12 protein-coding genes and 1 pseudogene are annotated in these 11,311 nt (G+C 62.1%); 5 read left to right on the forward strand and 8 right to left on the reverse strand.

Annotated features, from left to right (window positions below):
* Positions 1 to 73: pseudogene (locus tag NN2_RS37555) on the forward strand (F420-dependent glucose-6-phosphate dehydrogenase); the annotation flags it as partial.
* A 544-nt stretch (positions 74 to 617) separates the two neighbouring features.
* Here the strand turns inward: NN2_RS37555 and NN2_RS34710 are convergent.
* Both NN2_RS34710 and NN2_RS34715 read right to left on the reverse strand, forming a co-directional pair.
* Positions 618 to 956 carry a histone-like nucleoid-structuring protein Lsr2 gene (locus tag NN2_RS34710; protein ID WP_063019406.1) on the reverse strand — a complete coding sequence of 113 codons (339 nt, stop codon included), beginning with the start codon at positions 954 to 956 and terminating at the stop codon, positions 618 to 620.
* A gap of 448 nt (positions 957 to 1,404) precedes the next feature.
* Entirely contained in the window at positions 1,405 to 1,614 is a 210-nt protein-coding gene (locus tag NN2_RS34715; RefSeq protein WP_156511562.1) for a hypothetical protein, read from the reverse strand.
* A gap of 337 nt (positions 1,615 to 1,951) precedes the next feature.
* Between NN2_RS34715 and NN2_RS38860 the strand changes: the two genes are divergently transcribed.
* Entirely contained in the window at positions 1,952 to 2,197 is a 246-nt protein-coding gene (locus NN2_RS38860; protein ID WP_245658977.1) for a hypothetical protein, read from the forward strand.
* A gap of 153 nt (positions 2,198 to 2,350) precedes the next feature.
* Here the strand turns inward: NN2_RS38860 and NN2_RS34725 are convergent, their stop codons facing one another.
* A complete protein-coding gene (locus tag NN2_RS34725; protein WP_245658976.1) occupies positions 2,351 to 3,118 on the reverse strand; it encodes an SDR family NAD(P)-dependent oxidoreductase in 768 nt (255 codons plus the stop codon).
* Between the two features lie 45 nt (positions 3,119 to 3,163).
* On the opposite strand from NN2_RS34725, the gene NN2_RS34730 reads away from it, so the two are divergent.
* Entirely contained in the window at positions 3,164 to 4,033 is an 870-nt protein-coding gene (locus tag NN2_RS34730) for a helix-turn-helix transcriptional regulator (RefSeq protein WP_218022096.1), read from the forward strand.
* Between the two features lie 528 nt (positions 4,034 to 4,561).
* Here NN2_RS34730 and NN2_RS37560 read toward each other — a convergent pair.
* From NN2_RS37560 to NN2_RS34750, 5 genes are all read right to left on the reverse strand, one after another.
* A complete protein-coding gene (locus tag NN2_RS37560; RefSeq protein ID WP_156511563.1) occupies positions 4,562 to 4,891 on the reverse strand; it encodes a hypothetical protein in 330 nt (109 codons plus the stop codon).
* A 403-nt stretch (positions 4,892 to 5,294) separates the two neighbouring features.
* Positions 5,295 to 7,241 carry an ATP-binding protein gene (locus NN2_RS34735; RefSeq protein ID WP_063019414.1) on the reverse strand — a complete coding sequence of 649 codons (1,947 nt, stop codon included), beginning with the start codon at positions 7,239 to 7,241 and terminating at the stop codon, positions 5,295 to 5,297.
* 464 nt (positions 7,242 to 7,705) lie between these two features.
* Positions 7,706 to 8,044, reverse strand: coding sequence for a histone-like nucleoid-structuring protein Lsr2 (locus NN2_RS34740; RefSeq protein WP_063019416.1), 339 nt, complete (start codon positions 8,042 to 8,044; stop codon positions 7,706 to 7,708).
* A gap of 372 nt (positions 8,045 to 8,416) precedes the next feature.
* Positions 8,417 to 8,797 (reverse strand): DUF397 domain-containing protein, encoded by a 381-nt coding sequence (locus tag NN2_RS34745; protein WP_082857469.1) that lies wholly within the window; start codon positions 8,795 to 8,797, stop codon positions 8,417 to 8,419.
* Positions 8,798 to 8,816: 19 nt separating this feature from the next.
* A complete protein-coding gene (locus NN2_RS34750; protein WP_218022097.1) occupies positions 8,817 to 9,797 on the reverse strand; it encodes a helix-turn-helix domain-containing protein in 981 nt (326 codons plus the stop codon).
* Positions 9,798 to 10,117: 320 nt separating this feature from the next.
* Between NN2_RS34750 and NN2_RS34755 the strand changes: the two genes are divergently transcribed.
* Together NN2_RS34755 and NN2_RS34760 are read left to right on the forward strand one after the other, a co-directional pair.
* Positions 10,118 to 10,432 (forward strand): hypothetical protein, encoded by a 315-nt coding sequence (locus tag NN2_RS34755; RefSeq protein ID WP_063019420.1) that lies wholly within the window; start codon positions 10,118 to 10,120, stop codon positions 10,430 to 10,432.
* A gap of 157 nt (positions 10,433 to 10,589) precedes the next feature.
* The coding region (locus tag NN2_RS34760; RefSeq protein ID WP_156511564.1) for a hypothetical protein at positions 10,590 to 11,311 on the forward strand (722 nt) is incomplete at its 3' end.

The raw sequence follows: 11,311 nt of genomic DNA on the forward strand, positions 1-11,311 counted from the left end.
TCCCGGCCACGATCAGCGCCGTTTCCTGGATCTGTTCGCGCGCGACCTCGCCCCGCGCCTGCGCGCGTTATAGTCAGCGACACTTTGCGTTGATTGAACCAGCGCTGAATGCTGCTGGCAGACAACTTACTTCGCCGACGGGTGGCCGCGTTGTTGCGGCAATTCAAGCCAGTGCTGTAAGCGACAGCTCGTCGCCTACCTCGGTGACGTGAGGGGCAGTTGGGCTTCGGTGCCAGGCCGTGGTTGAGGATCACCTCTTCAATGGAAGAGGTTGTTGCTCTATCGCTCTCGGGCAAATGCATGTGGGGGTGGCGGTGGTTCGGCTCGGCATGTGAAATCTCGAACGTCTCCCGCGCCGGGGCGCCTTCCGGTCCTATGTCGAAGACGGCGAGGTCGGTGTAGATGCGGTTAACGCAGCGCAAGCCGGTGAGCGGGTAGCTGCATTGGTCGACGAGCTTGGGACGGTCCTGTTTGTCGAAGAGGGTCATCCACTCGCGCGCGGCCGCGACCCGCTACGCCCAACTCGGAACCAGCTTCCGCGCCGGATTCACACTCGCCCGCATCGTCGAACGGCCAAAACCATTGGGAGACACGAGCAAGCGGCCAACCTTCTTGCGCTAACTCGCCTTGTTGTATGCCTCGATGATGTCCGCTTGGATCCGCCCACGGCTGGAGACGTTGTAGCCGTTGTTGCGAGCCCACTCGCGAATCGCGCGGGTTTGTTCTTTGTCGGCCACCGTGCGGGCGCCGGTCCTGCTGCTCTTGCCTCGGGGAAGCCGGCCCACCTTGCGAGCAGATTCGGTCCACTGCTCGAAGATGCCACGCAACTTGCCTGCGTTCTTAGTCGACAAGTCGATTTCGTATTCCACGCCGTCGAGGCGGAAGAACACCGTCTCCTCGGCTTTAGACTTGCCATCGTAGTCGTCGATCAACTCGACGGTGACCTTCTTGGCCATGCGGCATTCCTCCAAACGTTGACGAACGGTACCGGCGGAAAGCTTATGTGCTCCACCGTCACGCGCGCTTACGCCACTCTCACGTCCCGGTGTATCAGGTGCCGGGCGTTACTGTGCCGTTGTGGTGTGGTGCAGCCGTACCTCAGTCTGTGGTGCGTTGGTCGCCGAGAGTTGGGCGCCGTGGTCGCGCCCGACTTCCGCGCGCTGGGTAGCTTCGTGCGTTCAGATCTTATCCGTGCTGGGTTAGCCGGCCCGCTCTGTACTCAGTCGGAGTATCCGCACCGGATCGCCCGACACGTTGCCTTGGTGCCGAACTCAAGCCCGGTCGCGCCCACCGAGGTGGTGAAATGCTCGCAATGCCCTGCATGATGGACGCCCACGATGGAACAGCTCTTCGATCGATGAGCTACCGCCACCGCAGCGTGACTGCGCCAGATTGAGGACTGTCTCAAGTAATGGCAAACGCAGCGTCCGCGGCGAATTCATTGTCGAGCACGCCTTTGCGGAAGGCGCGCCACTCGGTCTCGTTGAAGTGGAAGCTGGCGGTCCCGTCGACCGCCTCAACCCGCCACGTCCCTTCTGTTGCGATGACGCTGACGCATCCCTTGGTATTGGTGAGCGCCGCATCGAACGCGCCAGCGAGGCCGCCGACCATCACGACCGGCTCGAAGAGCTCTATTGCGATACCAGCGACCTCATGGCCGCCCTCGACGAGCGCCTCACCACTGGCGGCCCGCTGCCCGCCGCCTGGACCCGCTCCAGAGCGTCCAGCTCGAATTCCTCACCGGCCCGCTCACCGAGCATCTACGACCCCAACGGCATGGGCGCGATGTTCTTCGCCGTGCTCGCCGTCGCCGCCCAGCTCGACAGTAACTACATCCGAGAGAAGACCCTGGAGGGCCAGCAGACCGCCGCTGCCAAGGGTAACCACGGCGGACGCCCCAAGGTCATCGACGACGACATGCTCACCTTCGCCGTCGCGCTGAAGAACAAGGGTGTCCCGTCCCGACATCGCGAAGAAGCTGACGATCAAGGCGGGCAAGAGCGCGGGACGCCACCCCTCGGTCGCCTCGCTGTACCGGGCGCTCGCCGAAGCCGAGGAAGCCGACGGGTCCGACGACGCACAGGTCATCGACCCCGGCCGCCCGGTCCGCGTCCGCATCACCGGCCGCGGAAGGGGCACCGACCAGGAGCTGATGGAACGGCTCACCACACACAAGTCCTGGACGGCGACACCGTGAGCCTCCGCCAACTTGAAGACGCAGGTCAAAAGGCTGGCGTGACGGTCGCCCCAGGTTCTCAAGCTGGTCGGAGACGGTTGATCCCCGCCCAGAACCGGTCTCGATGTTCTGCCCGTTCTGTCCTTCATGGCCGGTGACCCGGCACCTGCCGTCTCAAGACCAGGCGATCTCGCCATGGCGGTCGATGAAGCGTCCGGTGCCTGCGCCGGGCTCCTCGGTGGCGAGGGCGACGATCGCGTCTGTGCCCTCGGTGAGGGTCTGGGAGCCGCTGTAACCGTTTATGTCGGTCGCGGTGTAGCCGGGGTCGGCGGCGTTGACGCGAATGCCCTTGAGCCCCTTGGCGTACTGCGTGGTCAACATCGTCAGCGCCGCCTTCGAGGAGGCGTACAGCGGCGCGACGACGTGCGACTCGGTCCGGCCGGGGTCGTGGGTGAAGGCGAGGGAGCCCATGCCACTGCTGACATTGATGATCACGGGGTCGTCCGAGCGGCGCAGCAGCGGCAAGAAAGCGGTGGTGGTGCGGACGACGCCGACGACGTTGACGTCGAGGACGGCGTGGGCGTCGGCGGCGGTGAGGTCGCCGGGATCACCGAAGGGACCCTGTACCCCCGCGTTGTTGATCAGGACATCGATCCTGCCCTCGTGCTCGGCGACGTCCACGGCGGCGGCGGCCACGGACGTGTCGTCAGTTACGTCGATGGGGACGAAGCGTGCGCCCAGCGCCGCGGCTGCCTCCTCACCCCGCTCTCGATCGCGGGCTCCCAGGAGAACGGTGTGACCGCAGGCTATCAGGCGGCGGGCGGTCTCGCGTCCGATTCCCTTGTTGGCTCCGGTGATGAAAGTGATCGTCATGCCTTCGATGGTTGCCTGGACGAGGGAGCCGGACCAGGGACGCTTCGACGGTGGGAAGACCAGTACCACCCTCGCACCCCCGCAAGTGATCGGGAATACAGGAGGATGGAGGGCATGACGACGACACCCCCCGGGGCCGGACTGGGCGCGGCGATCCGAATGTGGCGCGACCGGCTTCCCCCGTCGGCCGCCGGGCTGCCGGTCGTCCGCAAGCGCCGGGCTGTCGGGCTGCGGCGCGAGGAACTGGCCGACCTGGCCGGAGTGTCGGTCGATTACGTCGTGCGCCTGGAGCAGGGGCGGGCCACGACACCCTCGGCGTCGGTGGTGGCGTCCCTGGCGCGCGCCCTTCAGTTGTCCACCGCCGAGCGGGACCACCTCTACCGGCTGGCCCAGATCGTGCCGCCCGCGGACGGCACGATCTGCGACCATCTCCCGTCCGGCTTGCAACGAGTGCTCGTCCGCCTCGGAGACGTACCGGTTGCCGTGTTCGCGGCAGACTGGCAACTGGTGTGGTGGAACCACGGGTGGGCCGCCCTGCTGGGCGACCCCTCGGCCTCGCCGCCGCGGATGCGCAACTTCGCCCGCGACAGGTTCCCGGTGGGCGCCGATCACACCCCCCTCGTGCTGTGGCCGGTCACCGATACGGACCCCGACACCACCGACGCCGCCCTCGTCTCCGACCTGCGCCGCGCCACCGGCCGCTTCCCCCGGGACAGTCGCCTGGCCGCGCTGGTCCGCGACCTGAGCGCAGGCAACGAGAGGTTCGCCAAACTGTGGGCGACGGGAGAGGTGACCGCGAGCCGCGAGGTCCGCAAGACGGTCGACCACCCGTCGGTGGGCCCGGTCACGGTGGACTGCGATGTCCTGGCCGACGGCGACACGGAGCTCAAGATCGTCATCATGACTGCCGCGCCGGGCAGCGAAGACGAGACCAAACTCCAGCTCACCACCGTCGTCGGCCCACCGGCCGGCACGCGCAACTGATCCGCCCGCGCGTCGGCCGACCGGCGGCTCATGCTCGAGCTGATGGCCAAGTCGCGCCGCCGCAGGGCCGAAAACCTGCGTCGCTCGGCGATAGCGCATTCGCGGGATGCATGATTGGATGTCAAACCGATCGGGTCGCGTGTGAGTGGATTGGATGCTCAACCACGACAAAGCATCTCAACGGTGGACCGACCGGCCGGCATGCCCGCACCGAGTTACCACCCCTCGTGCTCGCGACGAAGGTCGAAGTTGGCAGATTCGCTGGGATTACGGGCGCAGGGTAGGACTCGTATCCCTCCATGCGGCAGATTTACCTAAACCATGTGTTCGATGACATCTAACATAGGGGAACTCCCTGCTATTTTCAACGCAGTGGGATATAGGAGTAGTTCTGTAGTCAAAGCGACTTTAGCTCCTGTAGCAGGGTGACTTGCGGGTAGTCGATTAGGGCATGAACGCCATGAGTAGCGCTGACCCCTTCTCCTGGCAGAAGGGCAAGCGAAGGACGCGTCGTGTTTGGAAAACGCCTCAATTGATGCCAAGGTGTTTGGCAAGCCAATCTTGATCAGGCCATAATGAAGGGCCTGCGAGCCAGCTTTCGACGAGTTCGCTCAATTCCTCGTTCACTTGCTTTCGGGGTGGGGCGAGTTTGCTCATGGCAACATCTCGTGCTGCACCGGCGGCCCAGTCGGCGATTTTCAGTTGGGCAACGTCCTTACTGCCGCCGAAGACTATTTCCTTCACGCCGGCAGTTTCCATATGGCGGTCGGGGTCTGCCAGATCGCGAAGCCGATCCATGGTGATGAGCAGGTCCTTGTTACAGTCGATCACGTTGGTCGTCGAGGCGCACCCCAGCAACGGTGAAGACTAGCTGGTTTATGTCTCGAAGATTCTCGCCGGTATTGTTGCTCTCGTCTGCGTGTACTACCGGCAGGGCTGCATCCTCCATCCGTCGAGTTTGCCTGAAACGCTGACGCAGGGCATCTGCCATGCCGACCCATCGCAAGCTCGGATTCGGAGTGTTCAGGGTCTGAACGAGTCTCACAGTCGGTCGCGCCTTATGGGAGATGGTCTTGGCCACCAACAACTTAAGCAAGTCGATGACCGGCGTCGCCCACGCCGACTCCGGCGGAGACCGAGCCACCTCGGTCACCGCACACGCCACGGAACGGCGCTCACAATGGTGACCGGCTGGTGGATCGCGACCGCATCGAACAGCGTGTGATGTGGTTCCGTGTAGGCCGGAGAAATCTAAAGAAAGCTAGGCTGTCTTCAGGCGAGTAGGCAGGTACTCAGAGTACTTCTCGCGGAGGTGCTGTAGCCCCTTGTCGCGATCTGACTCGTATTGAAGGGCCTCTTGCACGAACTTCAATCGGTGCTCGGCGTCTCCGATCACCTCGGCCCACAACTTCACCCACAATGAATACTTCTTACTCTCCTGAATTAGACCGAACGCACGACCGTTCTGATCGCGCGCTTCTTCTACCGACTGACTGCATTCATTTCCGACAAGAATGAAGTTCCACTTCACGTTCGGCTGTGAGAACCGTTCGTCATTTACCATTGCCGTCGCATAGCTCCGCAACTGGGAAACGTCCTCGTCCTTGAGTCGATGATTTGGACGCTTTAGCTCCACGACGAGGTGCTCGAACTTATTCTCAGCGGTTTGTATTTGCCTCCCTAGCACGAGGTCGGGGATTGCGACACGGCCGTCTTCTCTTAATATTTCTGCCGAGTTCGCAAGGTCAACATCCTCGCCGAGAAGGCTGAGGTGCTGCGTCAAGACAACGCTGAGCCGGTCGTCATCGCCCGTCAACGACCACTCTTCACCAAAAAGCCAAGTCTCGTTTGCAAGTATTCGGTGAAGTTGCTTGCGCTCCAGGAGTTTCTTTCTGGACTCCGTCTCGAACAGGATGTCATTTAGGCCATTCAAGAAATCCACACGCCCGCCGATTTTGTGACCAGCCTGTATTAGATGAGTGAGAGTGGTGCGTTCAAGGATGTCGGCAAGCTCCGCCAAGCGAGCCTTTGGCAACATCGTGACCTGTTGAAGGACGGGCAGTATTGCCTCGGGATCACTCTCAAACGCCTGCTTGAGCAATCGCAAAGCAAGGGCTTTTGAATTCCTTGTCTTAGACTCCTCAATCGTACGAGAAGCGGCCATGGCAACAACCTTGAAGGCATCTCTCGTTGCCTTTTCGACGGGCGATTGCGGTTCCCCCTTATACGGATAAACGCCCTCTTGCTGCCACTTGGCGATAGTCTCGCCTTCTCGTCGCCGGGCCGACTCGCCGAGGTAGGCTTTGAGGGCTGTCCTTGCAGCCACGAGTATCCTGCCGACCGGGCTATCGACATCATCCTCAAGAATTGGGGGCATCCCGTCGGCGAATCCGTCCCAGGCAAGATATGCAGTAAACTGGGCTCCTGGTGCTTGGATCCCCGCGCGAACGTCGCCGACAACATTTCCTGCTGGCGCGCATAGATAGATCTTTCTGTCGACATCCTCCAAATTCCACTCAATCACTGTCAGCTTGGCAGCGCCGTGACAACCTTCCGGAACCTCAAGCGGGAGTTCGCGTCTTTCGGCTATTAGAGATTCTGCATCAAGCGTTTCGCCGAGGAATCTTATGTCGAAGTCATGGTAGCGATCCAAATGGAGAGCAAACTCAGTCAAAATTCTGGTGCGCGTTTTCGCGATATTATCGAACGCATCCTGCGCAGCCTCGGTTATTCCATTGATTATAACTGTGGTGCCTGCGGGTCCGTCCACTCTGCATGGATCGGAAATTTCGAATGATTGGAGGCTGTCGCGACTTCCGGTAACTGTGACGCAGTCGAATCTCTCGCCGGGCCCGACCGCCACGGTCCGCCATTGAACCGAATGCCCAAGCGAGAACGCGGAATACCTGCCTCGCCCATATTTGCCATGTACTGATCGACCGTTCGGTGAGGTGCTGCCCGCAACCATCTTCCAGCTGTCGCCGACATGGGAGAACGCCCTCTGAGCATCCATCTCGGTCATGCCGGCGCCATCATCGGCGACGACAATTTCTGCCAGCCCTCCGAGCTCGTCATTTTCCGCTGAAATAGAAACTAAAGTCGCGTCTTCATCGAAGGCGTTCCAAATTAGCTCGCATAGTCCCACTTCGGGTGTCCTGATGTAGCTGGACAGCAAACCGCTGCCAGCTTGAACCTGGATACGAGTCATGCTGGCATGATGCCACAAAACCGACTTCAGTACGCCGAGTCGCGCACTAGCCCAGGGTGATTCGAGTTGGCGGGCATGGGGACTGATCTGGTGGTTCGCGTTGACCGCCATGTCTCGCCCAGACAACCTTCGAATCCCGCGCTTACCACCCCTGGCTCTGCGGGGCGACGAGTGAGGCCACACGGCATTGCTGCCCATCCATAGTCAAGCCAAGAGCAGCGCGCTCGTCACGGCTTGCCCTTCACTGGATGAACCGGCGCACCATCCGCACGGGCCAGCGCTCGGGGCCACGCCCAAACGAAGCTTTCAAGCGCGGCGGTAGCGGTCTCCGGCGTCCAACCAGTCGCTGAACCAGTGTGCGGCCATGGCGGGGATCGGCGTCGGCTGCCAGTCCGGTTTCATGCCATGTGTCGGCGCTCTCGTCTGGCGAGACACGAACTAGCGGCGTGGCCAAACGTCCTGCGCTAACTCGCCTTGTTGTATGCCTCGATGATGTCCGCTTGGATCCGCCCACGGCTCGACACGTTGTAGCCGTTGTTACGAGCCCACTCGCGAATCGCGCGGGTTTGCTCTTTGTCGGCCACGGTGCGGGCGCCGATCCGGCTGCCCTTGCCTCGGGGAATCCGGCCCACCTTGCGAGCAGATTCGGTCCACTGTTCGAAGATGCCCCGCAACTTCACGGCGTTTTTGGTCGACAAGTCGATTTCGTATTCCACGCCGTCGAGGCGGAAGAACACCGTCTCCTCGGCTTTCGACTTGCCGTCGTAGTCGTCGATCAACTCGACGGTGACCTTCTTGGCCATGTGGCATTCCCTCCAACTGTTGTCGAACCGTATCGGTGGAAAGCTTATGTGTTCCACCGTCACGCGCGCTTCCGCCACCCTTACGTCCCGGTTTATCAGGCGCCAGGCGTTACTGTGCTGTCCTTCAATCTGTGGTAGGTCGTCACGCCGCGACTGCCGCGCGCGGGGCTGCGTCGAGTGTTCGAATCTTAACTGCGGGCTACGGTTCGCTGGCCGGCGCTGTGCTCAGTCGGAGGATGCCGAACTCAAGCCCAGGCACGCCCATCGAGTCGTGAAATGCTCACCGGCGCCCTGCGTGATCGACGCGAACAGATCTCCGATCGATGAGTTGCCACCACCGCAGCTTGACTGCGGCCAGATTCGGGGACTGTGTCAAGTAACGGCAAACGCAGCGTCCGGGGCGAATTCATCGTCGAGCACGCCTTTGCGGAAGGCGTGCCACTCGGTCTCGTTGAAGTGGAAGGGGACGGTCCCGTCGACCGCCTCAACCCGCCACGTCCCTTCGGTTGCGATGACGTTGACGCATCCGTTGGTATTGGTGAGCTTGTTCGATGCGACTTCGTCTTGCCATGCGGCCCATTGGACTGGTGTAAACAGAATGGCCGGGCTGTCGGTGAGTTTGGTGTCAGTGACTTCGATCAGCGCCGTCCCGGAGCCGGTCGAGTCGCTGAGGAAGTCGACTGCCACGCATCCGTTGCCGTGGTCGCTGTAGGTACTGGTCCTGCGGCCTGCACGTCGTGGGCCGGTAAACATCGTCTCTCCCGGTGGTGCGTTACGCGTTGATGCGCTCTTTGATGGCTTCCGCTGTTGCTGCAGCGGAGAGTGCAACGTCGCGCAGTTGTTCGACAGTTTTAGCGTACCCGTCGACGACCCGCGACTCTTGCAGATAGACGGCACCATGGCGCATCTCGACGTACGCGATCGAGCTCGCTTCGGCGAAGTCCAGCAGGACGAAACGTCCAGCGATGGCGTCATGGCGGCCGATGCTGATCGGCAGCAGACGGAGTGTGACATTCGGCAGATCTCCGAGCTCGCGCAAGTGTTGGTACTGCTCGGTCATCACCTCGGGCGGCCCCATGGGACGGTCGAGTGCAGCTTCCTCGATGAAGACTTCGAGTTCGAGCGGGTCATCGCCTTCGGTAACTCTTCGCTGTCGCTCCTGACGTAACGCGACGACCCGGTCGTTGTGATCCGCGCGCACACGCATGTCGCCCTCGGTCGCTGCCAGGCTGTAGCCCGAAGTTTGCACCAGAGCTGGGAGTACTTGGGGTGCGTAGATGTGGGCGTGCGTTGCCAGCCCTTCCAATCCGACGAAGGTCTTCAGCCAATCGGGTACGACGTCCGACCAGGGCGCCCACCACGCCGCGCGGTCGTCAGCCGAGGCTGCAAGGGCACACAACCTGTCGATATCGACCTGGCTCGAACCGTAGAACCGCACCAACGTCTCGACCTCGTCGGGTCGTTGTTGATTGCGTCCGGACTCCATGTTGTGGATCTTGGCGTTCGAGCAGCCGAGAGCTTTCGCCGCGTCAGCGATCGTTTTGTGGGCCTGGGCCCGCCTGGCCGAGAGTTCGGCGCCAACCAAGTACGCCACAGCCGCGGAGTCGCCCCGAATCGCCATGTGCCCTCCTAGTTTTTGGTCGTCGCCAGCCTGCTCAGTCTGCCCGATCGCGGATTCGGGCACGACGACCAGGTGATTCTCAACATGGTACGACACGTGAAAACATCGGTATTGATTCACGTGAATTTTCATGTGACTATTTCCAGGTGTCAGGGATCACCACGCCGCAGGAAACGGCAGCCGCCGGGCCCGCTCACAAACGCGTAGGTCACTGACTCCCGGCCACGAGCCCCATGCCTGTGACCGGCGGATGTCAGGCGCTCACAGCACGCAACCGGTGTGCCGGCCTGATGAAGCAAGCGAGACATGGAGGTGGGACCGATGTTTGCTCAGCGAATAAGTTCCCCAACGTCACACCAGCCGCCGATAACGCCCCGTTGCCGTGACATGCGCCTTCCTGTCGCGCAAGCAACGGTCGAAACGACCGTCGATGCCGTGCCGGGAGGTCGTTGATGAACAAACTGTTGCCCCTGGCATACGGGTATTTGCGGATGGATCTCGTTGATGACGGTGATCGCGCCGAGCAGCAGATCACCCAGGCGGCTCAGCATTTGGGTTTCCAGATGGCTGCCGTCTTCCGAGAGCATTCACCCGAAACGATCGTGCCGACCGCCTATCTGGACCTGGTGTGCGAGTGTTGCCGCGCGGACGCGCACACCGTGATCGCCGCACCGGGCCACCTGTCCGGAATGACCGTCCCGCAGACCGTGCTGCTCGACTTGCTGGCGACACGAGCCCGCGCGCATGTCCGCGAGGTGACGCTGTGACACCCATACAGCTCACAAGACGGCGGCGTCGACCCAGCCGACAAACCCATCGTGGAATTGCACACCTGCGCAGCGGATTTCACGCCGGGAATCTCTACGCATTCCGTTTCGGATCGGGAGGCCGAACCTGATGACGGCCGTACCGACATATGGATACATGCAGCTGGCGTTGCTGCCGCGCCCGTCGAGCGAAGTCGAGGAGCGAATCGGCCGGGTGGCAGCGGAATCCGGAGGTCGTCTACGGCGCGTGTTCACAGAACCGATTCCCCCGGCTGATGCGTTGTGGTCGTTGATCATCGACGCAGACCGCTCAGTGAGCGGACAGCTGATACCCACGGTCTCCGCCACCGCCGAGCGGCGGGGAATGGATGTGGGCCGTCTGCTCGAGTCAGGGCGGCGCCGCACGCGCGCAGTGGCATGGCAGGCACTGCTGTCCGAACTACGCCCCTATGGCGGCACCGTCATCATCCCAGGACCCGAGCACCTGGACGGGCTCGCCACGTCCAGAACGACTGCGTTGAAACAACTTTCACGGATACACGCGCATACGCGCCTGCTGTATCTGCCCGAACCGGTGGCCAGGATTTCGCAGACCGATGCCGCGCCCGTCCTGGCCGGGGAATTCCCGGTGAAAGCGTTCGCGGCGGCGCTGGAAGTTACATCCCTGAAGGCGTGGTGGCATTTGTCGCAGGCCGGATTGAGCTACCTCCGCACCGACGTCGAGGCCGTACTGTGCGCACTCATCGAAGCTCGGATGCCGACCGAACCGGTCGAGGTACTGGACGAGATCAGAGTACGGCTCCAGCGAACAACGCACGCCCTCCTTATCGAGGTGCACGAATCCGAGAACCACTCCCACGAGCCTATCCCTGATCTAGC

Origin of the sequence: Nocardia nova NBRC 15556 (assembly GCF_001613005.1) — a bacterium.
GTDB lineage: Bacteria > Actinomycetota > Actinomycetes > Mycobacteriales > Mycobacteriaceae > Nocardia > Nocardia nova.

Coding starts and splice junctions, on each gene's coding strand:
- NN2_RS34710 (WP_063019406.1), bottom strand. CDS start 956: ATGGCCAAGAAGGTCACCGTCGAGTTGATCGACGACTACGATGGCAAG.
- NN2_RS34730 (WP_218022096.1), top strand. CDS start 3,164: ATGACGACGACACCCCCCGGGGCCGGACTGGGCGCGGCGATCCGAATG.
- NN2_RS34735 (WP_063019414.1), bottom strand. CDS start 7,241: ATGACTCGTATCCAGGTTCAAGCTGGCAGCGGTTTGCTGTCCAGCTAC.
- NN2_RS34740 (WP_063019416.1), bottom strand. CDS start 8,044: ATGGCCAAGAAGGTCACCGTCGAGTTGATCGACGACTACGACGGCAAG.
- NN2_RS34745 (WP_082857469.1), bottom strand. CDS start 8,797: ATGTTTACCGGCCCACGACGTGCAGGCCGCAGGACCAGTACCTACAGC.
- NN2_RS34750 (WP_218022097.1), bottom strand. CDS start 9,797: ATGAAAATTCACGTGAATCAATACCGATGTTTTCACGTGTCGTACCAT.
- NN2_RS34755 (WP_063019420.1), top strand. CDS start 10,118: ATGAACAAACTGTTGCCCCTGGCATACGGGTATTTGCGGATGGATCTC.